Here is a 26,434-nt window from a genome sequence, read left to right as displayed (position 1 = left end):
TTCAGCGGTCCTGAACCTTCCAGTGGGTGGTCAGGTTCTGGCGCAGGTTCCCGAACCGGCCCTGGGTGTCCAGGTTGACGTCCGCATCGCCAGGCTGGGGCGACTGGGCGCCGGTGGCCAGGTCGCGCCGGTCGATGGTCATGGCGTCCTTCAGGTCGCGATCGCCGCGCGCGGCGAAGCTGCGCTGTTCCTTGGGAATTTTCGGTGCGTGGGTCATGGATCGCTCCTTTCGGGGATGATCTGACAACCCCCGCCCCCGCGCTCCGTTCCCCGCTTTCTTCGCCGATCCGCCCGTTCAGCGCGCGTCCAGGCCGACATCCAGCGCGGGCGCCGAATGGGTCAGGGCGCCGACCGAGATCACATCCACGCCCGTGCGCGCGATCTCGGCGACCGTCTCCAGCGTCACCCCGCCCGAGGCTTCCAGCACCGGCCGGCCGAAGGGGCTGACCTTGGCCCGCTCCACCGCCTCGCGCAGGGCCGGCAGGGTGAAGTTGTCCAGCATGACCACGTCCGGCCGCTCGGCCAGGGCTTCGTCCAGCTGGTTCAGGCCGTCGACCTCCACCTCGATACGGACCAGATGGCCGGCATGGGCGCGGGCGCGGCGCACCGCCTCGCCCACTCCGCCGCACAGGGCGACGTGGTTGTCCTTGATCAGGATGGCGTCATCCAGGCCGAAGCGGTGGTTCATCCCTCCGCCGCAGGCCACGGCGTGTTTCTCCAGCGCCCTCAGCCCCGGCGTGGTCTTGCGCGTGTCGGCGATACGGGCGCGGCTTCCCGACACGGCCTCGACATAGGCCCGGGTCAGGGTGGCGATGCCGCACATCCGGCCCAGCAGGTTCAGCGCCGTCCGCTCGCCCGCCAGCAGGGCGCGGGCGTTCGCCTCGACCCGCACCAGGGCGGCGCCGGCCTCGAACGGCTGGCCGTCGCGAACCACGGCCTCGATCTCTGCTTCGAGGTCCAGCATCCGCACCGCGATCCGCACCGCATCGACGCCCGCCGCCACACCGGCCCGGCGCGCCGCGAACACCCCGGCCATCCGCGCCTCGGCCGGGACACAGGCCTGGGCCGTCAGGTCGCCCGCGCGGCCCAGATCCTCGGCCAGAGCCGCCCGCACCACCGGTTCGATCAGGAAATCCATCATGCCGCCGCCCTTCCCGACGTCAGTCTTACACGGCTGTGCCGCGCCTCGGCCAGCGGCAGGGGCCAGTCGGCGCGCCAGTGTCCGCCCCGGCTTTCGCGACGGGCCAGGGCGGCCTGGGCGACCAGGCGCGCGGCGGTCAGGGCCGCCGCATCCGGATGGCGCGCCTCCAGGGCGTCGAGGCTGGCGATCAGGGCTCTCAGCCCCGTCTCGTCGCGCACCGGCCCGGCGTGGGCCGTCATCGCCGCCCGCAGTTGCGCGGTCTCGGGACCCGGCAGGTCGGACGCTAGGCGGCGGGCCGAACCGTCTCCGGCGCGCGCGCCCTGGCCCGCCGCCGCCCGGCCCGCGCGACGGCCGAAGGCCGCCGCCTCCAGCAGGCTGTTGGAGGCCAGCCGGTTGGCGCCGTGCACCCCGGTCGCGGCGCACTCTCCGACTGCATAGAGGCCGTCCAGGCCCGTGCGCCCGTCGGCGTCGGCGGCGATCCCGCCCATGTGATAATGGGCCGCCTCGGCCACCGGCATGGGGCTGAGGCGCGGGTCGATCCCGGCCCCCATGCAGGCGGCGAAGACGGCGGGGAAATGTTCGGGGAAGGCGGCTCCGACCGCGCCGGTCGCGTCCAGGAAGGCGCCCCGCCCCTGCATCCGCGCCTGATGCACCGCCCGCGCAACCACGTCGCGCGGCGCCAGGTCGGCCTCGGCTTCGCGACCCAACAGAAAGTCGCCCCGACCATCGACCAGCCGCGCCCCCTCGCCCCTAAGGGCCTCGGTCGCCAGGGGCGCGGGGTCCAGCCCCAGGTCCAGGGCTGTCGGGTGGAACTGGACGAACTCTGGGTCCAGGATCTCGGCCCCGGCCCAGGCCGCGATGGCCAGGCCCTCGCCTTTCAGGGCCGGGGGATTGGTGGTGACGGCGTAGAGGCCGCCGATCCCGCCGGTGGCCAGGATGACGGTCGGGGCCGCGACCTCGACCTGGCGTCCGTCGCCGCGCTCCAGCACGGCCCCGGTCACCCGCCCCTGGGCGTCCTGCAGAAGACCGCGAAGCCGGGCGTCCTCCCAGACCTCGATCCTGGGTTCCGCGCGCGCCGCGGCGACCACGGCCGACAGGATGGCGCGGCCCGCCCCGTCGCCGCCGACCCGCGCCACCCGCGCCCGGCCGTGGGCCGCTTCTCGGCTCAGGGCATAGCCGCCGTCCGCGTCGCGGTCGAAGGGCGCGCCCAGGCCGGCCAGCCAGTCCACCGTCTCGCGCCCCGCCCGGGTCAGGTCCAGGGCCCGATCGGCCTCGACCAGACCGGCGCCGGCCGCCGTCGTGTCGCGGGCGTGGTCGGCCGCGCTGTCGCCCGCGTCCAGGGCCGCCGCGATCCCGCCCTGGGCCCAGGCCGAAGCGCAGGCGTTCAAAAGAGGCTGGGGCGTCGCCACCAGCACGCGCGCGCCCTCGCCCGCCGCCGCCAGGGCGGCCGACAGTCCGGCCAGGCCGCCGCCGATGACCAGCGGCCCCTCACGGCGCATCCGGCTCACGCCCCGGGGCCTCCGACGCCGCGGAAATCCAGCCCGATGAAGCGCGCGCCCAGGTCCCACGCCCCGATCAGGGTTCCGTCCGCCAGGGGAACCAGGGCGCCGATCGCCGCCGCCGCGCAGACCGCGCCGGTCAGCAGGTAGAGGCCCAGGCTCCGGGCCGCCTCCCCGCCCGTCAGCGGCCCCTCGTCAGGCCGCCAGGCGCCGCGTTTCAGATGACCGATGATCGACACGGCCAGGAAGGCCGCCAGGATCCACCGCCCGCTCGTCACCCCCCAGACCACGACCAGCACGCCGACCGCGATCAGGGCCGCCTTCTCCAGCATGGGATGCACCCGCGCCAGCACCGGCCCCAGGGCCTTGGACCCGTCCAGCGGCGGCGCTGGCACCAGGTTCAGCAGATTGATCATGGCGATGAAGAAGGCGCCGAACAGGAAGACCCCGCCGCCCGTCAACAGCCAGGCCCCGACGAAGGGGATCATGGCCAGAAGCCCGAACGCCGGCCAAGCCAAGGAGACCAGCACCCCGTGCCATTCGCTCTTCGGCGCCCGCTGCCCCTGGGCCAGTCCGCCTAGGAAGGGGATGATGTGGATATGGGCCGGCCCCATGCCCAGCCGGTTCATGGCCAGGACGTGGCCGTATTCGTGGACGAACAGGCCGAACACCCCGGCGACAGCCGCCACCCAGGTTCCCGTGGCCCACCACAGGAATCCGCCCAGAAGCAGGGTGGAAACCACCGCCACCGCGGGGCTCTGGCCCCGGCTCAGCGCAGGCGCGGCCGGAGACGGCGCGGGGGCGGGCCTGGACGCGGCCTCTTCGGGACGCGGGTCCCAGGGTCCGGGGCGGGGCGTGGGGCGTTCGGTCTCGGTCATGGCTTCGACCTGGGCTGTTCCGCCTCGCCAGACAAGGCCGTCAGGGCCATAGGCCGCAGGGGGCGCGCGACGCGGGCCATCAGATCAACTCCACCGCCGGATGATGGCCCCGCGCCCGCACCAGGTCGTAGCGCGCCGGGATCGCCGGGGGCGGCAGGTCGACCATCCGCTGAACCGCCCGGCGCGCGCGCTCGGCCACCGCCTCGTCGACCGTCACCTCGAACTGAAGATGCAGCAGGGCGTCGCGGATGTTCTCCAGGGTGATGCGCTTCATGTGCGGGCACAGGTTGCACGGGCCCACGAACTGGACCTCGGGCAGGTCGCCCTTGATGTTGGAGGCCATCGAACATTCGGTGATCAGAACCACCCGCGCGGGCCGGTTGGCCTTCACATAGTCGGCCATGGCCGCCGTGGATCCGGCGAAGTCGGCCGCCTCCAGTATCTCTTCCGGGCATTCGGGGTGGGCCAGGACTTCCGCGTCCGGCCAGGCGTCGCGCATGTCGGCGATGTCCTGGGCCGTGAACCGCTTGTGCACCTCGCAGTGACCGGCCCAGGCGATGATGCCGATGTCCGTCTGGGCCGCCACATTGCGCGCCAGATATTCGTCGGGGATCAGGATGACCCGATCCACGCCCCATTGCGCCGCCGCCCATTCCACCACCTGGACGGCGTTGGCGGACGTGCAGCAGATGTCCGTCTCGGCCTTCACATCGGCGGTGGTGTTGACATAGGTGACCACCGGCAGGCCCGGATAGCGCGCCTTGATCAGCCGCACATCCGCCCCGGTGATCGAGGACGCCAGGCTGCATCCCGCCAGGGGATCGGGGATCAGCACGGTCTTTTCCGGGCTCAGGATCTTGGACGTCTCGGCCATGAAGTGGACGCCCGCCTGGACGATCACCTTGGCGTCCGACCGCGCCGCCTCCTTGGCCAGGCCCAGGCTGTCGCCGACATAGTCGCCGACCCCGTGGAAGATGTCGGGCGTCATATAGTTGTGGGCCAGGATGACCGCGTTGCGTTCGGCCTTCAGCCGGTTGATCTCGGCGATCAGCGGCGCCTTGGCGGTCCATTCCAGCGGCGTCACATGCTCGCGCACGCGCGGCCAGATATGATCCGTGGCCTTGGCCACATCAGCGCCGAAACCGAACTCTCCGTCCGCCATGACCGGACCTCCGCTCCACTCTTATGCTCATATTCAGCATAAGCAGGAACAATGTAGGCCCTTGGGCGGGGCGCGCAAGGCCGATCGCTTCAGATCGCGCCTTCTTGCGTGAGCAGCCAGCGTTTGCGCTCCAGGCCGCCGGCGTAGCCGGTCAGGGTCCCGTTCGCCCCGATCACCCGGTGACAGGGGGTCAGGACCGCGACCGGGTTCTGGCCATTGGCCATCCCCGCCGCCCGCACCGCACGGGGGCGCCCCACCGCCGCCGCCAGCTGGCCATAGCTGCGGGTCTGGCCCGGCGGGATGGCGCGCAGGGCCGCCCACACCGCCTCCTGAAACGCCGTGCCCGCCGTCTTGACCGGCACGCCGGCGAAGGCCCGCGCGTCCCCGGCGAAATAGGCCGCCACCGCCGCCCGCGCCCTGGCGTCCGCCCTTCCCTCGACCAGCACGGCGCCCGGCGCATGGCGCGCCAGCAGGCGCCGCATCCGATCCTCGAAATCGGCGAAATCCAGGGCCCGCACGGCGCCCTCCGCATCGGTCACCAGCAGCACCTGCCCCACCGGCGACGGCAGGCGCTCCAGCGTCAGAGTTTCAGGCTGCATCCTTCGTCTCCTCGATCTCGATCCCGGCGGCCGCCAGATGCGCCGCCGCATAGGCCCGCCAGGGCCGCCATCGTTCCACCCGCGCCTGCATCTGCACGCTCCAGCCATCCGGAGCCCGGTCGCTGGGCGCATCCTCGCCCTCGTCGATCCAGTCGCCCGCCAGCCTCAGCCCCGGCCGCGTCGCGACCAGGGGCGCCAGAACCGGATCAGCCGACAGGTCGCGCGCGATGGCGTCCGGGTCCGCCGACAGGTCGAACACCCGCCGCACCCGCGCCAGAACGCCGGGCAGGGCGCGCAGGTCGCTGGCCTGGACCGTGACGCTCAGTCGGCCCGGCGCGCCGCGCGCGACCGTCACCGACCCTTCGGCGCCATCCACCACCGGGTCCAGCGCCCGGGACCAGCGGCCGTCCGCCACCGCATCGCCGCGCGCCGCCAGCGTCTGCAGCAAACCGTCCCAGTCATAGGGCGGGCGATACGGCAGGCTCAGCCGCACGTCCGGCCCCGCCGCCCGCTCGGCCCGGCGACGCAGCTCGCCTGGCGGCCGGCGATACAGCGCCTGGAAGGTCTCGTTGAAACGCCGCACGCTGCCGAACCCGGCCGCCAGGGCGACCTGGGCCATCGGCAGGTCCGTCTCCTGGATCAGGGCCTTGGCCAGAAGCACGCGCCGGGTCTGGGCCACGCTGACCGGGGCAGCGCCCAGATGCTGGCGGAACAGGCGGCGCAGATGCCGTTCGCCCACCCCCAGGCGCGCGGCCAGGTCATCCGCCGATCCGGCGTCCAGCGCCCCCGCCTCGATCAGGGCCAGGGCCCGGCTGACGGTGTTGGAGGTTCCGCGCCAGGCGCCCCCGCGCGGCTCCTGCCAGCCTCGCCAACTGGAAAAGTCCGGAGCGGTCTCGGGGCGGCAGCGCAGGCAGGCGCGGAACCCCGCCTCCTCGGCCGCCGCCGCCGTGGCCACGAAGCGCATGTTCTCGCGCCGCGGGGTCCGGGCTGGGCATACCGGACGGCAATAGATCCCGGTCGTCTTCACGCAGCCGAAGAACCGCCCGTCGAAGCGGGCGTCCCGCGTCACGACGGCGCGATAGCAGGCGTCCTGATCCAGTCCGGTCTCGTCCATGGGCGACAGATAGGCCCTGTCGCCCGCCTCGTCTCGCGGTTTTCGGACATCACCGTGGGTCCAGTCCCCATCCTATGGGGAGGGGGACCGCCGAAGGCGGTGGAGGGGTTCTTCAGGGGTGCGAAGACAGAGCCCCTCCGTCTCGTCGGCTGCGCCGCCGATCCACCTCCCCATCGCTGCGCGACAGGGAGGAGACGCCTCAGATTTCCCCGCCCAGGTCCGGTTCGGCGTCGCCGCCCTGGACGATGCGGGCCACGGCCAGATCGGCGGTGACATTGCCCACGGTGCGGAAGATGTCGGGGATCACCTCAACCGCCAGCAGCAGCGGCAGGACCTCAACCGGCACCCCCATGGCCACGCAGATCGGCGCGATGGAGACGAAGAAGGAGATCTGCCCCGGCAGGCCGACGCTGCCGATGCTGACCAGTATGGCCGTCAGCATCCCGGCCAGGATGTGGGCCATGGACACCTCCACCCCGAACAGATGGGCGCAGAAGATCACAACCCCCAGGTTGGCGACCGGGCTGGTGATGCGGAACAGGGCCACGGCAAGGGGAAGCACCAAGCCCGCCGTCGGCCGCGCGACCCCCAGCACGTCCACCGCCCGCTCGACCATCACCGGCAGGCTGGCCAGGGACGACTGGGTCGAGAAGGCCACCACCTGTGCCGGCGCCGCGGCCCGCGCGAAATGGACCAGGCCGACCCGCCCGAACATCACCGCCACCGGATAGGTCAGCAGGATCAGCCCCACCTGGGCCAGAACCAGAATGGCGACGTAATGCAGCAGGGTCCCGGCGGCTCCGACTCCGGCCGACAGCCCGACCCCCAGGCCCAGGGCGAACACCCCCAGCGGCGCCGCCAGCAGCACCCAGCGCACGATGATGATCATGGTCTCGGCCACCGCCTCGAACACGGTCACCAGCGGCCGGCGCTGGCCCTCCGGCAGGCGGCTGGCGGCGAAGCCGAAGAAGACGGCGAAGACCACCAGGCCCAGGATGGCGTCGTCCGCCGCCGCCCGGATCGGATTGGCCGGGGCGATGGTCTTGACGAATTCGCTGAACGGCGCGCCGGGCGCCAGATTGTCCGGCGTCGCCGGCGCCCCGGCGATCAGCCGCGCGCCCCCTTCCGGATCTATCGGCCAGACGGCCAGCAGGCCGTAGTTGGCCAGCACGGCGTAGATCGTCGCCGCCACGATCAATATACCGAACCACAGGATCGCCCGCGCCGCCAGCCGCCCGGTGCGCGCCGCATCCGCGATCGACCCGATCCCGGTCACCAGCAGGGAGAAGACCAGGGGCACGATGGTCATCTTCAGGGCGTTCAGCCACAGGGCGCCCAGGGCCGCGATGCCGCCGGCCGTCGCCTCCCCGCCCGGCAGGCCCCAGGTCTGGGCCGCCGCCCCGGCCGCCAGGCCGACGGTCAGGGCGATCAGCACCGCGATGCTCAGCGGCGGCAGGAAACGGGGGCGTGACGGAAGGGCGCTCATCCGGGCAAGCTATGCGGACGCCGTTCGCCGCGCCAATGCAAAATCTCACCCCGGCGCTCGCGGCCGGCGGTCAGATCAGCAGCGCTCCCTCGTGGCGCAGCAGCCAGGTCTTGCGCTCCAGCCCGCCGCCGAACCCGACCAGGCCGCCGTCCGCCCCGATCACCCGATGGCAGGGCAGGACCAGGGCAAGCGGATTGCGGTTCAGCGCCACCCCCGCCGCCTGGGCCGCGCCCGCCTCTCCCGCGCGCCGGGCCATCTCGCCATAGCTCAGGGTGGTTCCGCCCGGCACCCGGGCCAGTTCCCGCCAGACGCGGCCGTTGAACCCCTCGGCGCCCGCCGCCCCGTCCAGAGACCAGGCGATCCGCGACAGGGCCGCGATCTCCCCGTCGAAATAGGCGTCCAGGGCCTGGGCCGTCGCCTCGGGCGCCGCCCCCGCCTGCCGGGCCGCGCCGGGATAGGTCCGCGCCATGGCCCGATCCAGTCCGGGCCCGAACGAGACGCCCCTCAGCCGTCCCTCCGTGTCGAAGGCCAGGCCCAGCGGCCCGATCGGGCTGGACCGCTCGGTCAGGATGAGACTCGGCGTCATGACCCCATCCTGCCGCGCCCCGCCCGTCGCGTCTCGCGGTTTTCGGCCGTGGTCAGGCCCGGCCGGTCGCCAGCCGCCGCAGGGCGCCGATGGCCCGGCCGGCGATCTCCAGCGCATTGATGATCAGGATCAGGACCAGCAGATGCCCCAGGTCGAACCGGCCGTGGACCAGGGCGCTGATCCGCTCGATCACATCGCCCAGCCCGTCGATGCGCGCCACGGGCGCCAGGGACGACTGGGTCCACACCCAGTAGAGAATGCCCGCGCTCGCCCCCGCCAGGCTCAGGTCGCCGACCGCCAGGGGCCGCACCGCCCCCGGCGCCGCCATACGCGCCAACTCCAGCCCGATCCGCGCCAGACCATAGACGATGACCGGCCAGTACAGCGGGTCGGCCAGGCCGCTCAGGGCCTCGCTGTAGTCCACCCCGGAGAAGGCCGATCCGGCCGCCGCCAGCATCTCCTGCGGGCTCAGCCCGCCGGGCGTGAAGACCCCCACCCACCACAGCAGGAACACCGTCCAGCCCGCCACACACCACAGGGCCCGGGCCACGGGACTGGTGCGGCCGCCCAGCCGCCGCGTCGGCGCCGCGGCCATGGCCGCCACCCGCTCGCCGAACCGCCCGCCGCCCAGGTCATCCCCGTTCAGGGACCAACGCCGGAACAGCTCCAGATCCCTGACCCGCCAATCCGTCATGAAGCGCGGCCGGTTCGGCTGACGCTCCAGGGCGAAACCGATCAGGGCGGCGATCCCGACCACCGTCAGCCCGCCGTTCACCAGGCCGCTGATGATCTCGCTGATCACATCGCCCATATCGCCGCCCTGGACCACTGCGGCGCCGATCGCCCCGACCGTCACGAACACGGCCAGCAGGGCCAGGGCCGCCTTCACCGCGAACCACCAGTAGGGGAACAGCTCCGGCCCGATCAGGTGGTCCGGGCCCCCGCGATAGCGCGCCGCCACGGTCAGCGGATGACCGAATTCGCGCAGCAGGGCTTCCGTCTCGGCCTCGGTCATCGCCCGTCCCAGCTCCGCCTCGCGCGCCTCGACCCGTTCCGCCAGGGCGTCGTCCAGCTCGGCCACGATGTCCTCGCGCCGGTCGCGCGGCAGGTGGGCCGCCACGGCGGCCAGGTAGCGTTCGATCAGGGTCATCGCCCTGTCCCCTCCATGTTGAGTGCTCACAGGATCCGCTCCAGCGAATCCGAAATCCGACGCCACTCGGCGTGAAGGCGGCCCAGGACGGCCTCCCCCTCGGCCGACAGGCGATAGAAACGCTTCCTGCGCTTCTCCTCCTCGCGCCATTCGCTGACCAGCAGCCCCTGCCCCTCAAGCCGGCGCAGCAGCGGATAGAGGGTGCTCTCCTCCATCTCCAGCCCGTCCTGGGCCAGGGCGACCCGCAGCGAATAGCCGTATTGCTCGGTCCGCAGCCGGGCCAGGACCGCCATCACCAGCGACCCCCGCCTCAGCTCCAGCCGCAGCGTTTCATAGAGATCGGTCTCGCCCACCTCGGGCCCTCACCTGCCGTCACATAGTGTGTGACACACAGTGTATGCCGCATACTGTGTGAGGGAGTCAATGCTCAATCGGATCAGTCCCCAGCCAGGCGCCGCACCCCTGGGCCTTCCTCAGCGCCCGCGCAGGAGAAGTCGCCACCCACAACGACAGTTTCAGTCGAGGCGCGACCTATGGCGTCGGGTCACCTTGCCGCCTACATTCCGTTCATGGCCCGTTCTCCTTCGAAATCCGGCAAGCCCCAACCTGCCTCGGGCGTCGCCCAGGCCGCGACGGCCTTCGTCCATGATGCCGGCCGCATGCCCATGTTCGCCCCCGTGGCCGGCCCCCGCCTGACGCCGGAAGAGGCGCCGGGCGCCCCCGCCGACTGGACCCCGCACCGCCCCTCGCGCCCCGACAAGCGGCGCCACATCCCCTTCCGCCTGGTCAGCGACTACACCCCCGCCGGCGACCAGCCCGCCGCCATCGCCGAACTGGTCGCCCAGGCCCAGGCCGGCGACCGCGATCAGGTGCTCTTGGGCGTCACCGGCTCGGGCAAGACCTTCACCATGGCCAAGGTGATCGAGGCGACCCAGCGCCCGGCCCTGATCCTGGCCCACAACAAGACCCTGGCGGCCCAGCTCTACTCCGAGTTCAAGGCCTTCTTCCCCGACAACGCGGTCGAGTATTTCGTCTCGTACTACGATTATTACCAACCCGAAGCTTATGTCCCAAGAACAGACACTTACATCGAAAAGGACAGTTCAATAAACGAGCAGATCGACCGCATGCGCCACTCGGCCACGCGGGCGATCCTGGAGCGGGACGACGTCATCGTGGTGGCCTCGGTCAGCTGCATCTACGGCATCGGCTCGGTCGAGACCTATACCGCCATGACCTTCGACCTGAAGGTCGGGGACCAGATCGACGAGGCCAAGCTGAGGGCCGACCTGATCGCCCTGCAGTACAAGCGCAACGACGCCGCCTTCGAGCGCGGCATGTTCCGCAAGCGCGGCGACACGATCGAGATCTTCCCCGTCCACCTGGAGGACCGGGCCTGGCGCGTCAGCCTGTTCGGCGACGAGGTCGAGGCGATCCAGGAGTTCGACCCCCTGACCGGCAAGACGACCAACGACCTGACCGAGGTCACCGTCTACGCCGCCAGCCACTATGTCACCCCGCGCCCGACGCTGAACCAGGCCATCGGCGGCATCAAGGCCGAGCTGAAGGAGACGCTCGACTGGATGGTCGAGAACGGCAAGCTCTTGGAGGCTCAACGCCTGGAGCAACGCACCCGCTTCGACCTGGAGATGATGCAGGCCACCGGCTCCTGCGCCGGCATCGAGAACTATTCCCGCTGGCTGACCGGCCGCGCGCCCGGCGAGCCGCCGCCCACCTTCTTCGAATACATCCCCGACAACGCCCTGCTGTTCGTGGACGAAAGCCACGTCACCATCGGCCAGATCGGCGCCATGTACCGGGGCGACTACCGCCGAAAGTCGACCCTGGCCGAATACGGCTTCCGCCTGCCGTCCTGCATCGACAACCGCCCGCTGAAGTTCGACGAATGGGAGGCCATGCGCCCCCAGACCGTCCACGTCAGCGCCACCCCCGGCGCCTGGGAGCTGGACCAGTCGGGCGGCGTCTTCGTGGAACAGGTGATCCGCCCCACCGGCCTGATCGACCCGCCGGTCGAGGTGCGCCCCGTCTCGACCCCCACCCGCACCCAGGTCGACGACGTGATCGACGAGGTGAAGGCCGTGGCCCGCGCCGGCTATCGTTCCCTGGTCACCGTCCTGACCAAGAAGATGGCCGAGGACCTGACCGAATACATGCACGAACAGGGGGTGCGCGTCCGCTACATGCACTCCGACGTCGACACCCTGGAACGGATCGAGATCCTGCGCGACCTGCGGCTGGGGTCGTTCGACGTGCTGATCGGCATCAACCTGCTGCGCGAGGGGCTGGACATCCCCGAATGCGGCCTGGTCGCCATTCTGGACGCCGACAAGGAGGGTTTCCTGCGCTCGGAAACCAGCCTGATCCAGACCATCGGCCGCGCCGCCCGCAACGTGGACGGCCGCGTCATCCTCTACGCCGACCGCGTCACCGGCAGCATGGAGCGCGCCATGGCCGAGACCGAGCGCCGGCGCGAGAAGCAGCAGGCCTACAACCTCGAACACGGCATCACGCCGGAATCGGTCAAGCGCGACATCAAGGAGATCCTGGCCAGCCCCTATGAGAGCCGCGCCCTGGACCAGCTGACCCGCCCCGGCGTCGCCGAGGCCGCCAAACCCTTCACCGGCTCCAACTTCCAGGCCGCTCTACGGGACATGGAAGGCCGCATGCGCGACGCCGCCGCCAACCTGGAGTTCGAGGAAGCCGCCCGCCTGCGCGACGAGATCAAGCGCATGAAGCTGATGGACCTGGAGTTCGCCAACGAGGCCCTGACGGGGGCGGGGGAAGAGGTGGACAAGAGCGCGCCGAAACGGTGGCGGGCGGAGGCGAATGCGGAGAGGGCGGAGCGGTTCAGGAAGGGGCGGTAGAGGGCAGCCAAGCCCTTCCATTTGAAATTACGACCTCGCGATCACCGTCGCATCTGGATAATCGTCCACCGTTTCTGGGTAGAGGATCAATTGGTGCAAGAAGCTCGTGGCCTGCCAGCCCTTAGGTAAAAGGACGGTAGCCGCTTCCAGAACCTGGCGGGCCGACATCGGAGCAGGAGACAAGGAGATGGGCGTTGTCATCAGATCGGTCGCCGGCCTCCTGCCTTGGGTTTCATATCGGAAAGTGTAAGGCAAAGCCTGCTTCAGACGGATGACCACCTCACCCACTGTTGAGGCATTAGAAAAATCGACATCTAGTGGCCGCTCGATATCGACGGGATACCGCGCATCAAAGTTCACGGTGCGAATACGTGTGCGGTCTCGCCGGCGTCCCGGATCATTGGCTCCAAAACCTCGGTTATTCCAGGCCGTTCCGTCTTTCGCATAGTGTTGGATAAGTTGGGTTTCGAGATCGATCGCGGTGAAGACGAAGATTCGGACCGCACGGAAACTAACTCGCGCAGGATCCAGTCCCACACGGTGCTGTATCTTCAACGCATGACGGTCCAGACGCTTTCTAAGGCCAGCTTCCGCGTCCGTCTTGCCAATGTAAACAAGCTGATCATCTAGGAAAAGTTGATAGACGCCTTGTGCTTCAGGCACCTCCGAGACGGCATTCGTATGCAATGCCGCAGGTTCCAGCGCATCCAGCACTTTGATCAGATGATTCAAGAGCGCATCGGGCAGATCGAACTCGAACTCGGTATAGCCCGCGATACCAGTCACGCAGCGAACCTCAGTCGCCGCGCCACATCCTTGCCCACCATTTCCGCCAAGCGCACCGGCACCGCGTTCCCCAATTGCCTCATCGTCTCGCTCCAGGAGCCGTGAAATACATAGTCATCCGGAAAGGTCTGCAAGCGAGCGCTCTCGCGCACAGTGAAATAACGCACCGCTCCGCTAGGCTTTAGCAGCATATTCTCACCGCCCGGCACGCCATGAACGCCCGCCTTCAAGGTCTTGGCTGGCTCATCCAACGGGCTACCCGTATGCCCCGGATAGCAGCGCGCACCAGGCTGCAACCGATGGTTCGCGAACACCTGGACATCATTCGAGGGATGTTCAGGATCCGGGAGGCCGGTGATCGCGTCGCGAACAGTTCTCCAAGCGGCCGCAATCGGCCTGGCCTCCATCCGCTCGGCGCGCTTGCGAAGAACCTCATTCACCGGACGCGCCTTGGTCGCAACCTCATGCCGTTCCCAGTAACTTCCGTCGCGGTATTGGTCCCACAGCAGGCTCTCGGCCGAATGTGTCTCGACGGGAAAGGACCATTCCAAATCCAGATCGTCTCGGAAACCGACAAACAAGACACGTTCCCGCTTCTGCGGCACGCCATGATTGGCAGCGTTCAGGAGACGGGTGACCAGGCGATAATTCAGTCCTTGGCGAGAGCCGGAGGTATGATGTTGCTCCAAACGGCCATAATGATCCGTCCAATCCTCACCGGTCTTGGCGGTCACATCGGGATGACGCATCTGTAGTTGGATGTATTCAAAATAGTTCTGGAAGCTGGCGCGGGTCAGGCCTTTGACATTCTCGAAAACAAAGGCGCGCGGCCGCGCCTCACGCACGGCGCGGATGGCCTCGGGAAACATGTCCCGCGCGTCGTCATAGGCTCTATGCTTGCCGCCCATTGAAAAGGGTTGGCAGGGCGGCCCGCCCGAAACGAGATCGAGCTTCCCCGCGTGGATGGAGAAATCCACGGCACGCACGTCGCCCTGTTCCAGCGTCCAATCCGCGACCAACGAACCGGCGCGCGCCTTGTTCTCGCGAATGGTGTCACAGCAATAGGGGTCGCGTTCGACCACCTGGACCGGATGGAACCCCGCCCTATGCAGGCCCATGCCAAGGCCGCCGGCACCAGCGAACAGTTCTATGGACTTCATGATACCCTCGTTCAGGCGCGCAAGAATGTTCCGATTTCGTTCGCGAGTGAAGCCCTGTCGCGCAACTGGCATTCCCAAACCGTCATCACTTCCCATCCCGCAGCCCGCAAAGCCGCTTCGTCACGCAAGTCGCGCGCGCGATTACCTTCGAGCTTGGGCCTCCAGAATTCCTGTCGCGATTTGGGCATTCTCGCCAATTTGCAGTCCGGATCCGGATGTCGATGCCAAAAACAGCCATGGACGAGAATGACCTTTCGGCGGCTCGGAAACACGAGATCCGGCGTGCCTGGCAAATCGCGACGATGAAGGCGGAAACGATAACCAAGACTGTGAACGAGGCTACGAACGGCTAATTCCGGGCCGGTATTCTTGCCCCGGACACGCGACATGCGCGCACTGCGTTGGACGGGCGAGAGTGAGTCCATGCGAAGGCTGTGAGCCCTTCGATTCATCAATGCAATGAAGATCACGTCCGCCCCTGACGCCTACGTCCCCTATCCTGTCCGCCATGACAGCCTGGCGCGACCACAAGATCCGATCCGAAGAGACCTGGGCCGAGGTGCGGCGGTGTTGGGAGGCGGGGGAGACGGGGGCCTCGGTCGCGCGGCGGTATGATGTGGGGCTGGCCAATCTGTGGCGGCGGCGGGCGGCCGAGGGGTGGGCGCGGGACCGGCCGGACGATCCCGCCGCCGAGCCGGTCGAGGGCTGGGACCGGTATGCGCAGGGCAGGCTGGCGGCCTGGGAGGGGGAACTGGAGGCGGCGCGGGAGCTGGCGCTGGACCTGATGGCGGCGTTGGCGGGCGGGCCTCTGGAAGGGGCGACGGCCTGGCGCCTGGGGTGGCTGTATCGGATGCGGGCCCAGCGGCTGGGCCCCGAGGTGGCGGCGGCCGACCGCGAGGCGGCGCGCGACAAGCCGTGGTTCGAGGCCTTCTGGACCGACGAGGGCCGGTTGCGGCGGCAGGGGCGGCTGGATCAGGCGACCCTGGTCCTGTGGCGCGACGACTGGCGGCGGCAGGCGGGCCTGCCCCAGGGGGCGGCCGAGCGGTTTCCCTGACGGCTCGGGATCAGCCGCCCGAGGCGGCGGCCGCAGCCGTGGCCGTGCGGGCGGCGGCGCGGCGGTCGGCCTGGGCCTTCTGCCAGGCCTGGAACTGTTCCACATGGGGCAGGCGGCGCAGGACGCGGTCGTTCGGGTCCAGCAGGATGTGGGCGCCGGCCGGGGCGTCGAAGGTCGCGCGGCCGCCAGCCATGTCGAGGGTCTGGACCCGGCCGTCCACCTCCACCTCGACCGGCATGGGGAAGGGTCGGCCCGAGGGGACGATCCATTCCACCGTCGCCCGGTCGCCGTCGCGGGTCAGGCGCAGTTCGGGCAGGGCGGCGTGGTAGAGATAGGCGTCGAAGAACCAGCCCAGGTCGCGGCCCGAGGCGGCCCGGGCGTTGGCGATGAACTCGGCCGTCGTGCCGTAGCGGGGGGTGAAGTTTCCGGGCCGCGGATCGGGGCGGCCATAGACGCTGGTGCGGACCGCGCTCCAGAAGGCCTGGTCGCCGATCAGCAGGCGCAGGGTGTGGGCGATCAGGGCGCTCTTGTAATAGAGGTCCAGCGCCGGGCCGGTGGCCTCGGTATAGACCTGGCCCGAGGTCTGGGTGTGGCCCGAGACGACGGGGAAGCGGTTGATCAGCTTCAGCCGCATGGCCGCCAGCTCGGCCTCCATCGCCCGGTCGCCGTGCAGCCAGCGGGCGTAGAGGGGCTGCATATAGGTGCCGAACCCCTCGTGCAGCCACATGTCGTCCCAGTCGGCGTTGGTCAGCTGGTTGCCGAACCACTCGTGGGCCAGCTCGTGCTGGAGCAGCCAGTCGTAGCCCTTGCCGTCCAGGGCGTAGCCGTTGCCGTAGGCGTTGATGGTCTGGTGCTCCATGCCCAGGTGCGGGGTCTCGACCACCCCCATCTTCTCGTCGCGGAAGGGGAAGGGGCCGACGGTGGCCTCGTAGAAGTCCAGCATGGGGGCGAACTGGGCGAACAGGTCGCGCGCCTGCATCGGGTCGTCGGAGGCCAGGCGCCAGAAATGCAGGGGGAAGGTGTCGCCGAAGCGGCTGGCGTAGCTGTCGGTCAGTTCGACATAGGGGCCGACCGCCAGGGTGATGGCGTAGGTGTCGGGGTCGCGGGTGGTCCAGTTCCAGGTGGTCCAGCCGTCGCCATGGTCCACCTTGCCCAGGAAGCGGCCGTTGGAGGGGGCCGACAGGTCGGACGGGATGGTGATGTGCAGGTCGGCGCGCCCCGGCTCGCCCTGGGGGTGGTCGATGCAGGGCCAGAACAGGTCGCAGCCCTCGCCCTGGACGGCGGTGGCGATCCAGGGCTTGCCGTCCGGGGTGGTGGCCCAGACGAAGCCGCCGTCCCAGGGCGCGCGGACGGCCTGGCGGGGCGATCCGGAATAGGCGATGCGGACGCGGACGGATCGGCCGGCGGCCAGGGCGCGCGGCAGGCGGATGGTCATCCGCCCCTCGGGATTGGACCACTGGCCCGGGGCCAGGGCGCGGCCGTCCACCGAGACCGCGGAAACGGCGAATACGGTGTCCAGCTCGACCACCACGGCCCGCAGGCTTGCGATGGCGGTGAAGTCCAGAACGGCGACGCCGTCGATGGTCTTGGTGTCCGGATGGACGCGGAAACTGAGGTCCGCCTTGTCGAACCGGACCGCCAGCTGTTCCGGCGCGCGCGGCCGGCCGGTGTCCAGGGTGAAGGCGGTCGAGGCGGCGGCGGGCGCCTGGGCCAGGGCCGGCGCAGCGGCGACGGCGGCCAGCCCCGCCAGGGCGGCCGAGACCAGCAGGCGGCGAACGGATGTCATGGCGCGGCTCCCCTCAGAACGAGGGGCCAGACTATCGGGCGCGGAGGACGGACAAAAGGCCGATCATTCAAGGCCGCGCGCGTCGCTGGGCCTTGGTCGCCCGGCGGGCCCAGGCCTTTTCGATCTGTTCGGCCAGGCGGGCGTCGTCGGCGGCCTCGTATCGCACCAGGACGGCGGGCCAGCCCTGATAGTGAGGCGTCTGGAAATAGGTCTGGGGCTCGGTCTCCATCAGGAAGGCCAGGGTCTCCAAGTCCAGCGCCAGGGCCAGGGCGTCGGGCTCGCGCCCTTCATTGACGATCCACTGACCGCGCACCCGCACGCAGCGCCCGCCGTGCAGGGTGGAATCCTCGGCGCCGGGCAGGGCCAGGGCGCAGGCGAACATCTGGTCGCGGGTCATATTCCTCCCCCTAGCGAAGCGGACGGGGGAGGAATAAAAAAGGCCGGCGTTTCCGCCGGCCTCGTTCGTTCGGAGTGTCGTCGCCCGATCAGGCGGCGGCCTGTTCGGCCAGCTTGGCCTTGACCTGGCGCTTGATGCGCTGGGCGGCGACCGACAGCTGCTCGTCGCGGGCCTTGACGATATAGGCGTCCAGGCCGCCCTTGAAGTCCAGGGTGCGCAGGGCCGCGTTGGAGATGCGCAGGGAGAAGGTCTGGCCCAGGGCCTCGGACGTCACCTTGACCGACTTCAGCGACGGCAGGAAGCGGCGCTTGGTCTTGATGTTCGAGTGGCTGACCGAATGGCCGACCATGGGGCCGACACCGGTGAGTTCGCAACGACGCGACATCGTCAGATCCTTGGGCTTGCGCGCCCCTTTCGCCAGGGGCCGGCGCATGAAACAGAAGCGCGCGGAAGACGGGTTCCGCGCGAGAGCCGGCGATATAGAGGAAAGCCGGGGGGCGGGTCAAGGTCTGGCGGCGGCCTAGGTGATATCGACATTCAGGATTCTCAGACGCTGAGATGTCTGATTCATAGGGCTCCGTTCGATGGACGGAGCCCTTTTGATGTCAGCCAAGCGCTACGAGTTGAGCCAGGTTCAGTGGGAGCGGATCGCGGACCTGCTGCCGGGCAAGGCGGGCGATCCTGGGCGGACTGCCGCCGACAACCGGCTGTTCGTCAACGGGGTGCTGTGGGTGCTGCGCTCGGGGGCGCACTGGTGCGATCTGCCCGAGCGCTATGGACGCTGGAAGACGCTGCACAAGCGCTTCAGCCGATGGTCGAAGGCCGGGGTGTGGGATCGGGTGTTCGCCGACCTGATCAAGGACCGTGACAATCAGTACCTGATGATCGACAGCACCTTGGTCCGAGCCCACCAGCAGGCGGCGACCGGAAAAGGGGGGCCTCGGATCAGGCTCTGGGGCGCTCCCGAGGCGGACTGACCACCAAGATCCACATGGCCGCCGACACCCTCGGCCGGCCGATCCGGTTCATCCTAACCGCCGGCCAAAGCGGCGACGCCCTGGCCGCGCCAGCCCTGCTGGAAGGCTTTCGCCCCCGCGCCGTGCTGGCCGACAAGGCCTACGATTCCAACGCCCTGCGCCAACTCATCGCCGACGCCGGCGCGCAAGCCGTCATCCCCTCCAACCGCACTCGCAAGGTGCTGATCGCCCACGACATTGAAGCCTATCGCGCTCGTAACCGCATCGAGCGTTGCTTCTCAAAGCTCAAGCACTTCCGACGCTTCGCCACCCGCTACGATCGCAGAGCCATTCACTTCCTAGGCTTCGTTCACCTCGCCGCCGCCATGATCTGGATGCGATGAATGTCGATTCCACCTAGAGCATGATCCGTAGAGATGGAATCGCTTCGCTATTTCATCGATGCGGTGAATCAGGCTCCAGCATTTAGCGAGAGCCTGATTCACGCTTCAGCCGGAACCGCGTCGCGGGTCCGTCTAAAACGATCAGGCTCTATCGCGCGACGTCGAACCCGTCGGCCCAGGCCTGGATCAGGGTGCGGGCGATGGCGATCGGGGGCGGCGGCTTGATCGGATGGGTTCCCGCCAGGCAGGCCCGCGCCTCGTCCCGGCTCAGCCAGGCCACGGCTTCCAGCTCGGTCTGATCGGGCCGGGCCTGGTCGGAATCGACCGTGCAGACCAGGCCGATCATCAGCTGGGACGGAAAGGGCCAGGGCTGGCTGGAGTGATAGCGGACGGCGGTGACCGTCAGGCCCGATTCCTCGGCGATCTCGCGGGCGCAGGCCTCCTCGATCGTCTCGCCCGGCTCCAGGAAGCCGGCCAGGGCCGACATCCGCCCGGCGGGCCAGGCCGACTGGCGGCCCAGCAGGCAGCGAGGCCCCTGCGGCCCGTCGTGGACGGCCAGCATGATGACCACCGGGTCCACACGGGGGAAATGTTCGGTCCCGCAGGCCTCGCAGACCCGTTTCCAGCCGCCGCAGGCGTCGCGGCTGGCCCGGCCGCAGGCGGCGCAGAAGCCGTGGCGGCGACGCCAGTCGAACAGGCTCTTGGCCGCCCCCGCCATGGCCGCCTCGGCCCCCGGCAGAAGGGCCGCGGCCGCCCGCATTTCGTGAAAGACGCCCAGGCCCCGCACCGGGCCGTCGGCGGGATCGACCGACCCCTCGATCTCGACCGCGAAGACCGGCGCCGCCTTCCACAGGCCCAGGAAGGCCTCGCGGTCGGGGACCAGATCGCGCGCGTGGTCCATGGGCAGCCAGACCAGGCGCGGCCCGTCGGGATGGTCCTCGATCAGGGGGCGGCCTTCCCACAGGAGCATGGCCTGGGCGCGAGGATCGGCGGCCTGGGCCGCCAGCCAGTCGGGATCGTCCCGGCGGTCGCCGGCGCGATCCAGCGGATTGCCGGCGAAGGTGTTGGTCGGCGTCAGACGCATGGGAGGCACATACCCCCGTCGCCCCGTCTTGGGGAGAGCGCCATGGCCCGGACCGCCTCAGATCAGGCGGATTTCCTTCAGCCGCTCGGTCAGGAAGTCCTCGGCCATGATGGCGCGGCCTTCGTAGCGGTCCGGATTGTCGGGCGTGACCATGGACGGCAGGGTCTGGATCACGAAGTCCGGGTTGAAGTGCAGGAAGAAGGGCGTCGAATAGCGGGCGAAGCCCCGCCGCTCGGGCGCCGGATTGACCACCCGGTGGGTCGTGGACGGCAGGACGTGGTTGGTCAGCCGCTGCAGCATGTCGCCGATATTGACCACCAGGGCCCCCGGCGGCGGGGCGATGTCCAGCCACTCTCCGTTGGCGTCCTTCAGCTGCAGGCCCGCCTCCTCGGCGCCCAGCAGCAGGGTGATGACGTTGATGTCCTCATGGGCGCCGGCGCGCACGCCGGGCGCGTCGGCCGGGACCGGCGGATAGTGCAGCATCCGCAGCACGGAATTGCCCAGCTGGACCTTGTCCTCGAAATAGTCGTCGCCCAGGTCCAGATAGCGGGCGATGGCCTTCAGCACCTTGCGGCCCAGGTCGTCCATGGCCGTGAACATGCCGTACAGATGGGCCTTAAAGCCCGGAATCTCGGTCGGCCACAGGTTGTCGCGCATGTATTTGCGATAGGGGTGGTCCTGGGGCAGTTCGCGGCCGACGTGCCAGAATTCCTTCAGGTCCACCGCCGCGGCGCCCTTGGCCGCCTCGACGCCGAAGGGGGTCAGGCCACGCGCCCCGCCCGTGCCCGGCACATGGTATTTGCGCTTGGTCGGCTCCGGCAGGGCGAAGAACATCTTGGCGTCGTCCAGGGCCGCGTCCAGCATGGCCTGGTCCAGGCCGTGGTCGGCGATGACGGCGAAGCCATAGCGTTTGAACGAGGCGCCCAGGGCGTCGGCGAAGGCCTGGAAGTCCTGGTCGTGCAGGGACATCGACACCGGGTCGATGGCGGATTTGACGGCGGTCATGCGGGGCTCGCGGCGGGACGAAACGGGATCGATTGCTGTTTCCATACGCCCTGTGGCGGCCTGATGGCAAAGCGGAGGGGCCATTCACCTGTGATACAGGTTGGAACCTTCACCGTAAGCCCGCGTTTTTCCGCAACCCGCTATTCGGAGCAAAATCCCATGCGCGCCAGACTGGCCCTTGTCAGCGTCTCGATCGCCGCCCTCCTGGGCGCCTCGGCCTGCACCACCACCGACCCCTATCGTTCCGCGCCCCAGCGCAACAACACCGGCACCGGCGTCCTGGCCGGCGCCGCCGCCGGCGCCCTGCTGGGCTATCTGACCAATACGTCCAATGGCGAACAGGGCCGCAAGAACGCCCTGATCGGCGCGGGCGTGGGCGCCCTGGCCGGGGGCGCGGTCGGCAACTATATGGACCGCCAGCAGCGCGCGATGGAGGCCGAACTGTCCGGCACCGGCGTCGGCGTGGCCCGCCAGGGCGACAACCTGGTGCTGCGGATGCCCGCCGACGTGACCTTCGCCACCAACCAGTCGACGATCGACAGTCGCTTCCTGTCCACCCTGGATGACGTGGCGCGGGTGCTGCAGGAATATGATCGGTCGATGGTCGATGTGATCGGCCACACCGATTCCTCGGGCGGCGACGCCATCAACCAGCCCCTGTCGGAACGCCGGGCCTCCTCGGTCGCCGGCTATCTGATCGACCGCGGCGTGATGCGCGAGCGACTGTTCGTTCAGGGCGTCAGCAGCCGCAGCCCCATCGCCGACAACGGCACCCCGGCCGGACGCGCCCAGAACCGGCGCGTCGAAATCCTGATCCGCCCCTTCACCGGCTGATCGAATAGAAGACCACAGATGGGACGGGCGGCCAGCGATGGTCGCCCGTTTCGCCTTTTGCGACACACCGTTCCGTGACTTGCGCCCAGCGCGCGAAAATGGTCCTTGGCGTCCGGATGCGATTCCGGGGGGAACGGTGGACGATCAGGAACTGGCGCAGGGTCTGAAACTGGCCGCCACCGCCGTGGCCTCGGCCGTCGTCGTCGCCGCCCTGGTCATCGCCATCGGCGGACCTTTCGTGAACCGCGCCGCCTCCACCGCCGCAGAGCCCGCAACCGGCGTGGTCCTGGTCCGCACCGCCGGCTGAGGCGTCAGGCCCGGCCGATCGAACTGTAGCGGAAGCCCCGCGCCCGCATGTCGTCGGGCTTGTAGACATTCCTCAGGTCCACCATCACCGGCTGGCGCAGCAACAGCTTGACCCGGTCCAGATCCAGCGCCCGGAACTGGTCCCATTCGGTCAGGATGACCACCGCATCAGCGCCCTGGACCGCCTCATAGGGGCCGTCCTTGAACTGGACGCCCTCCAGCACCTTGGAGGCCTCGTGCATGCCTTCGGGATCGAAGGCCTGGACCGTCGCCCCGGCCGCGATCAGGGCCGGCGCCACGTCCAGAGACGGGGCGTCGCGCATGTCGTCGGTGTTCGGCTTGAACGTCAGGCCCAGCAGGGCGACGGTCTTGTCCTTCAGGTCGCCCAGGGCCGTCTCGACCCGCCCGGCCATGGCCTTCTTGCGCGCATCGTTGACGGCCACCGTCGTCTCGACCAGGCGAACCGGGCTGCCGGCGTCGGTCGCCGTACGGACCAGGGCCAGGGTGTCCTTGGGGAAGCAGGAGCCGCCGTAGCCGGGCCCGGCGTGCAGGAATTTCGACCCGATCCGGTTGTCCAGGCCGATGCCCTTGGCCACCTGCTGGACGTCGGCCCCGACCTTTTCGCACAGGTCGGCCATCTCGTTGATGAAGGTGATCTTCAGCGCCAGGAAGGCGTTGGCGGCGTATTTGATCAGTTCCGACGTCCGCCGCCCGGTGAACAGGATCGGCGTCTCGTTCAGGTTCAGCGGACGATAGATCTCGCCCATCACGCCGCGCGCGCGGTCGTTTTCGACCCCGACCACGACCCGGTCGGGCCGCTTGAAATCGCCGATGGCGGCGCCCTCGCGCAGGAATTCGGGGTTGGAGACCACGGCGAAATCGGCGTCGGGACGGCGCTCGCGGATGATCCGCTCGATCTCGTCGCCGGTGCCGACCGGCACGGTCGACTTGGTCACCACCACGGTGAAGCCGTCCATCAGGTCGGCGACCTCCTGGGCCACCGCATAGACGAAGCTCAGGTCCGCATGGCCGTCGCCCCGGCGCGAAGGGGTGCCCACGGCGATGAAGACCGCATCGGCCGAGCGGATCGCCTCGGCCCCGTCCACCGCGAACGACAGGCGGCCGTCGCGCACATTGGCGGCCACCAGGTCGTCCAGCCCCGGCTCGTAGATCGGCATCTCGCCGCGGTTCAGCCGTTCGATCTTGCCCGCATCCTTGTCGACGCAGACGACGGTGTGGCCGAAGTCGGCGAAACAGGCGCCGGACACCAGGCCGACATAGCCCGTTCCGATCATGGCGATGCGCATGGCGTTCCCTCGGGCGGCCCTTTGAAGCGTGGCGGCCGGAATACCGCCCGGCCGCCCTCTTGTGAAGCGACGCCGGGTCTGCGACGGACGAAGCCATGACCGAGGGGACCGATCCCGCGAGCCGCCTGGGCCGCCTGGCGCGGCTGGAGGCCGAGAGCATCCACATCCTGCGGGAGGTGGCGGCCCAGTGCGCGCGTCCGGTGCTGCTCTATTCCATCGGCAAGGATTCGGCCGCCCTGCTGCATCTGGCGAAGAAGGCCTTCGCTCCCCTGCCCCCGCCGTTCCCGCTGCTGCATGTCGATACGACGTGGAAATTCCGCGACATGTACGCCCTGCGCGACCGGATGGCGGCCGAAAGCGGGATGGAGCTGCTGGTCCATTCCAACCCCGAAGGCCTGGATCGGGGGATCAATCCCTTCGACCATGGATCGGCCGTTCACACCGACATCTGGAAGACGCAAGGGCTGAAGCAGGCGCTGGACCTGCACGGCTTCGACGCGGCCATCGGCGGCGCCCGGCGCGACGAGGAGGCCAGCCGCGCCAAGGAGCGGGTGTTCAGCTTCCGGGGCCCCGGCCATCGCTGGGACCCGCGCCGCCAGAGGCCCGAACTGTGGAGCCTCTACAACGCCCGCATCCAGCCGGGCGAGAGCATGCGGGTCTTCCCCCTGTCCAACTGGACCGAACTGGACGTCTGGGACTACATCGCCGCCGAAGACATCCCGGTCGTGCCGCTGTATTTCGCCGCCCCGCGCCCGGTCGTACGGCGCGACGGCGTCTGGATCATGGTCGATGACGACCGGATGCGGCTGGCGCCCGGCGAGACGCCCGAAATCCGGTCGGTCCGCTTCCGCACCCTGGGCTGTTATCCGCTGTCGGGCGCGATCGAGAGCACGGCGACGACGCTGGAGGCCGTGATCGCCGAGATGCGCGCCTCGCGCAGTTCCGAACGCCAGGGCCGGCTGATCGACAGCGACCAGGCGGGATCGATGGAGAAGAAGAAGGCGGAGGGCTATTTCTGATGCCGACCCGTCCGCCCGCCTCCGACACCCTGCGCTTCATCACCTGCGGCTCGGTCGACGACGGCAAGTCGACCCTGATCGGCCGGCTGCTGGCCGAGGCCGGGGCCGTGCCGGACGACCAGATCGCGGCCCTGCCGACGGGGCCGGGCGGGCCGGACTATTCCTTCCTGGTGGATGGGCTGCTGGCCGAACGCGAACAGGGCATCACCATCGATGTGGCCTATCGCTACTTCTCGACCGAGCGGCGCAAATTCATCGTCGCCGACACCCCGGGGCACGAACAGTACACCCGCAACATGGTCACCGCCGCCTCGACCGCCGACGCGGCCGTGGTCCTGGTGGATGCGCGCAAGGGGGTCCTGGTCCAGACGCGGCGCCACGCCTTCCTCTGCGCCCTGCTGGGGGTCCGTTCGGTGGTGCTGGCGGTGACCAAAATGGACTTGGTCGCCTGGGACCGCGCCGCCTTCGAGGCCGCCGTGGCCCAGTTCCAGGCCTTTGCCGAGCAGATCGGGCTGACGACCGTCCTGCCCATTCCCCTGAGCGGCCGGGACGGGGACAATGTGGTCAGCCGCAACGCGCGCACGCCCTGGTTCGACGGGGCGCCGCTGCTGGAGACGCTGGAGACCCTGGCGGGCGCCCAGGCGGGCGACGGCGCCTTCCGCATGCCGGTGCAGCTGGTGCGCAAGGTCGGGGACGATCGCGCCTATCTGGGCCGGATCGCCCAGGGCCGGGTGGCGGTCGGCGACCGGCTGCGGGTCGAGCCGTCAGGCCGGGAGGCGGCGGTCCGCGCCCTGACCTTTTCGGGAGAGGCCGTCGAACAGGCGGGCGACCAGGCGTCCATCGCCGTGACCCTGGACGCCGATGTCGATGTGGCGCGCGGCGATGTCCTGGCGGCGGCCGGCGACCCGCTGGAGGCGGCCGATCAGTTCGAGGCCGTGATCGTCTGGATGGCCGATGCGGCCATGCTGCCGGGCCGGGTCTATGACATCCAGATCGGGACCGCCTCATGCGGGGGCCAGGTCACCGACATCCGCCATCGCATCGACGTCAACAGCCTGGAGCCCCTGGCGGCGCGCAGCCTGGCGCTGAACGAGATCGGGGTCTGCCACCTGGCCCTGTCGCGCGAGGTCGCCTTCGCCCCCTATGCGCAGAGCCGGGACCTGGGCGGCTTCATCCTGATCGACCGGGAGACGCGGGCCACGGTGGGGGCGGGGATGATCCGTTTCGCCCTGCGCCGCGCCCACAACATCCATCGCCAGTCGCTGAGCGTGGACCGGGCCCGCCGCGCCCTGGCCAAGGGGCAAAAGCCGACGGTGGCCTGGCTGACCGGGCTGTCGGGCTCGGGCAAGTCGACCATCGCCAATGCCGTCGAGGCCCGGCTGACGGCCGAGGGGCGGCATTGCTATCTGATCGACGGGGACAATCTGCGCCACGGGCTGAACCGGGACCTGGGTTTCACCGCCGCCGACCGGGTGGAGAATGTGCGCCGGGCGGCCGAGGTGGCGCGCCTGATGGCCGACGCCGGCCTGATCGTCCTGGTCGCCCTGATCTCGCCCTTCGCGGCGGAACGGCGGATGGCGCGCGAGATGATGGGCGAGGGCGAGTTCTTCGAGATCTTCGTCGATGCGCCCCTGGCCACGGTCGAGGCGCGGGACGTCAAGGGGCTCTACGCCAAGGCGCGGGCGGGTGAGCTGAAGAATTTCACCGGCATCGACAGCCCCTATGAGGCGCCGGAGACGCCGGAACTACATCTGGACGCCGGCGGCCAGACGGTCGAGGCCGCGGCGGACCAGGTGATCGCCGCCCTCAAGGCCGTAGGCCGGCTGGCGCCCTGAT

Annotated in this window: 27 protein-coding genes; 7 read left to right on the top strand and 20 right to left on the bottom strand. The window is 69.6% G+C overall.

Annotation, left to right across the window (positions count from 1 at the left end):
* Position 1 precedes the first annotated feature (1 nt).
* The 11 genes from KF910_RS12310 to KF910_RS12260 form a co-directional block, all read right to left on the bottom strand.
* Complete coding sequence (locus KF910_RS12310; protein WP_292263300.1) at positions 2-217, bottom strand: hypothetical protein; 216 nt, start codon at positions 215-217, stop codon at positions 2-4.
* Positions 218-295: 78 nt separating this feature from the next.
* Positions 296-1,138, bottom strand: coding sequence for a carboxylating nicotinate-nucleotide diphosphorylase (gene nadC, locus KF910_RS12305; RefSeq protein ID WP_416354710.1), 843 nt, complete (start codon positions 1,136-1,138; stop codon positions 296-298).
* Positions 1,138-2,640 (bottom strand): L-aspartate oxidase, encoded by a 1,503-nt coding sequence (locus tag KF910_RS12300; protein ID WP_292263318.1) that lies wholly within the window; start codon positions 2,638-2,640, stop codon positions 1,138-1,140. Before KF910_RS12300 ends, nadC begins: the two co-directional genes overlap by 1 nt.
* Positions 2,641-2,645: 5 nt before the next feature.
* On the bottom strand, positions 2,646-3,518 hold the full coding sequence (locus KF910_RS12295) for a metalloprotease (protein WP_292263297.1): 873 nt from the start codon (positions 3,516-3,518) through the stop codon (positions 2,646-2,648).
* A gap of 79 nt (positions 3,519-3,597) precedes the next feature.
* Positions 3,598-4,680 carry a quinolinate synthase NadA gene (nadA, locus tag KF910_RS12290; protein ID WP_292263295.1) on the bottom strand — a complete coding sequence of 361 codons (1,083 nt, stop codon included), beginning with the start codon at positions 4,678-4,680 and terminating at the stop codon, positions 3,598-3,600.
* Positions 4,681-4,769: 89 nt separating this feature from the next.
* On the bottom strand, positions 4,770-5,279 hold the full coding sequence (locus KF910_RS12285) for a methylated-DNA--[protein]-cysteine S-methyltransferase (protein ID WP_292263293.1): 510 nt from the start codon (positions 5,277-5,279) through the stop codon (positions 4,770-4,772).
* Entirely contained in the window at positions 5,269-6,393 is a 1,125-nt protein-coding gene (locus KF910_RS12280) for a bifunctional transcriptional activator/DNA repair enzyme AdaA (RefSeq protein WP_292263291.1), read from the bottom strand. The genes KF910_RS12285 and KF910_RS12280 overlap by 11 nt, the downstream gene beginning before the upstream one ends.
* Before the next feature lie 199 nt (positions 6,394-6,592).
* Positions 6,593-7,879, bottom strand: coding sequence for a dicarboxylate/amino acid:cation symporter (locus KF910_RS12275; RefSeq protein WP_292263289.1), 1,287 nt, complete (start codon positions 7,877-7,879; stop codon positions 6,593-6,595).
* A 70-nt stretch (positions 7,880-7,949) separates the two neighbouring features.
* Positions 7,950-8,465: a methylated-DNA--[protein]-cysteine S-methyltransferase gene (locus KF910_RS12270; protein ID WP_292263287.1), complete on the bottom strand. Its 516-nt coding sequence runs from the start codon at positions 8,463-8,465 to the stop codon at positions 7,950-7,952.
* Positions 8,466-8,517: 52 nt separating this feature from the next.
* Entirely contained in the window at positions 8,518-9,615 is a 1,098-nt protein-coding gene (locus tag KF910_RS12265) for an HAAS signaling domain-containing protein (RefSeq protein WP_292263285.1), read from the bottom strand.
* Between the two features lie 26 nt (positions 9,616-9,641).
* Positions 9,642-9,908 carry a PadR family transcriptional regulator gene (locus tag KF910_RS12260; RefSeq protein ID WP_292263316.1) on the bottom strand — a complete coding sequence of 89 codons (267 nt, stop codon included), beginning with the start codon at positions 9,906-9,908 and terminating at the stop codon, positions 9,642-9,644.
* A gap of 276 nt (positions 9,909-10,184) precedes the next feature.
* Here KF910_RS12260 and uvrB point away from each other — a divergent pair, with 276 nt between their 5' ends.
* Positions 10,185-12,500 (top strand): excinuclease ABC subunit UvrB, encoded by a 2,316-nt coding sequence (gene uvrB / locus KF910_RS12255; RefSeq protein ID WP_292263283.1) that lies wholly within the window; start codon positions 10,185-10,187, stop codon positions 12,498-12,500.
* A 27-nt stretch (positions 12,501-12,527) separates the two neighbouring features.
* Here the strand turns inward: uvrB and KF910_RS12250 are convergent, their stop codons facing one another.
* The 3 genes from KF910_RS12250 to KF910_RS12240 are packed head-to-tail and all read right to left on the bottom strand — an operon-like array spanning position 12,528 to position 14,871.
* Positions 12,528-13,286, bottom strand: a complete 759-nt coding sequence (locus tag KF910_RS12250) for a GIY-YIG nuclease family protein (RefSeq protein WP_292263281.1) — start codon at positions 13,284-13,286, stop codon at positions 12,528-12,530.
* On the bottom strand, positions 13,283-14,446 hold the full coding sequence (locus KF910_RS12245; protein WP_292263279.1) for a DNA cytosine methyltransferase: 1,164 nt from the start codon (positions 14,444-14,446) through the stop codon (positions 13,283-13,285). The genes KF910_RS12250 and KF910_RS12245 overlap by 4 nt, the downstream gene beginning before the upstream one ends.
* A gap of 11 nt (positions 14,447-14,457) precedes the next feature.
* Positions 14,458-14,871 (bottom strand): very short patch repair endonuclease, encoded by a 414-nt coding sequence (locus KF910_RS12240; RefSeq protein WP_292263314.1) that lies wholly within the window; start codon positions 14,869-14,871, stop codon positions 14,458-14,460.
* A gap of 83 nt (positions 14,872-14,954) precedes the next feature.
* Here KF910_RS12240 and KF910_RS12235 point away from each other — a divergent pair, with 83 nt between their 5' ends.
* Positions 14,955-15,500 (top strand): hypothetical protein, encoded by a 546-nt coding sequence (locus KF910_RS12235; protein ID WP_292263277.1) that lies wholly within the window; start codon positions 14,955-14,957, stop codon positions 15,498-15,500.
* A gap of 10 nt (positions 15,501-15,510) precedes the next feature.
* Here KF910_RS12235 and KF910_RS12230 read toward each other — a convergent pair whose 3' ends face one another.
* The 3 genes from KF910_RS12230 to rpmB all read right to left on the bottom strand — a co-directional run bounded on the left by KF910_RS12230 (position 15,511) and on the right by rpmB (position 18,068).
* On the bottom strand, positions 15,511-17,286 hold the full coding sequence (locus KF910_RS12230; protein ID WP_292263275.1) for a M1 family metallopeptidase: 1,776 nt from the start codon (positions 17,284-17,286) through the stop codon (positions 15,511-15,513).
* A gap of 67 nt (positions 17,287-17,353) precedes the next feature.
* Positions 17,354-17,683, bottom strand: a complete 330-nt coding sequence (locus KF910_RS12225; RefSeq protein ID WP_292263272.1) for an MmcQ/YjbR family DNA-binding protein — start codon at positions 17,681-17,683, stop codon at positions 17,354-17,356.
* Between the two features lie 88 nt (positions 17,684-17,771).
* Positions 17,772-18,068 (bottom strand): 50S ribosomal protein L28, encoded by a 297-nt coding sequence (gene rpmB / locus KF910_RS12220; protein ID WP_292263271.1) that lies wholly within the window; start codon positions 18,066-18,068, stop codon positions 17,772-17,774.
* Between the two features lie 217 nt (positions 18,069-18,285).
* Between rpmB and KF910_RS12215 the strand changes: the two genes are divergently transcribed.
* Positions 18,286-19,043 (top strand): IS5 family transposase gene (locus KF910_RS12215; protein WP_292258833.1). Its coding sequence is split into 2 segments (ribosomal slippage): positions 18,286-18,628 and positions 18,628-19,043, totalling 759 coding nucleotides; the frame shifts between segments, so codons are not numbered across the junction.
* 148 nt (positions 19,044-19,191) lie between these two features.
* Here KF910_RS12215 and nudC read toward each other — a convergent pair.
* Positions 19,192-20,127: an NAD(+) diphosphatase gene (nudC, locus tag KF910_RS12210; protein WP_292263269.1), complete on the bottom strand. Its 936-nt coding sequence runs from the start codon at positions 20,125-20,127 to the stop codon at positions 19,192-19,194.
* 57 nt (positions 20,128-20,184) lie between these two features.
* Positions 20,185-21,132 carry an isopenicillin N synthase family dioxygenase gene (locus KF910_RS12205; protein ID WP_292263267.1) on the bottom strand — a complete coding sequence of 316 codons (948 nt, stop codon included), beginning with the start codon at positions 21,130-21,132 and terminating at the stop codon, positions 20,185-20,187.
* A gap of 159 nt (positions 21,133-21,291) precedes the next feature.
* Here KF910_RS12205 and KF910_RS12200 point away from each other — a divergent pair, with 159 nt between their 5' ends.
* Together KF910_RS12200 and KF910_RS12195 are read left to right on the top strand one after the other, a co-directional pair.
* Positions 21,292-21,966, top strand: coding sequence for an OmpA family protein (locus tag KF910_RS12200; protein ID WP_292263266.1), 675 nt, complete (start codon positions 21,292-21,294; stop codon positions 21,964-21,966).
* 136 nt (positions 21,967-22,102) lie between these two features.
* The gene (locus KF910_RS12195) at positions 22,103-22,273 is read left to right on the top strand and encodes a hypothetical protein (protein WP_292263264.1); all 171 of its coding nucleotides are present in this window, start codon (positions 22,103-22,105) and stop codon (positions 22,271-22,273) included.
* A gap of 4 nt (positions 22,274-22,277) precedes the next feature.
* On the opposite strand, the gene KF910_RS12190 is transcribed toward KF910_RS12195, so the two are convergent.
* A complete protein-coding gene (locus KF910_RS12190; protein WP_292263262.1) occupies positions 22,278-23,579 on the bottom strand; it encodes a UDP-glucose dehydrogenase family protein in 1,302 nt (433 codons plus the stop codon).
* 95 nt (positions 23,580-23,674) lie between these two features.
* On the opposite strand from KF910_RS12190, the gene cysD reads away from it, so the two are divergent.
* On the top strand, positions 23,675-24,598 hold the full coding sequence (gene cysD, locus KF910_RS12185; protein WP_292263260.1) for a sulfate adenylyltransferase subunit CysD: 924 nt from the start codon (positions 23,675-23,677) through the stop codon (positions 24,596-24,598).
* Positions 24,598-26,433: an adenylyl-sulfate kinase gene (cysC, locus tag KF910_RS12180; RefSeq protein WP_292263258.1), complete on the top strand. Its 1,836-nt coding sequence runs from the start codon at positions 24,598-24,600 to the stop codon at positions 26,431-26,433. Before cysD ends, cysC begins: the two co-directional genes overlap by 1 nt.
* Position 26,434: the final 1 nt, after the last annotated feature.

The sequence above is a fragment of the Brevundimonas sp. genome, assembly GCF_019636155.1.
Lineage (GTDB): Bacteria > Pseudomonadota > Alphaproteobacteria > Caulobacterales > Caulobacteraceae > Brevundimonas.
The sequence above is the reverse complement of the archived record's forward strand: the minus strand, read 5'-3'. Positions and strand labels throughout refer to the sequence as shown.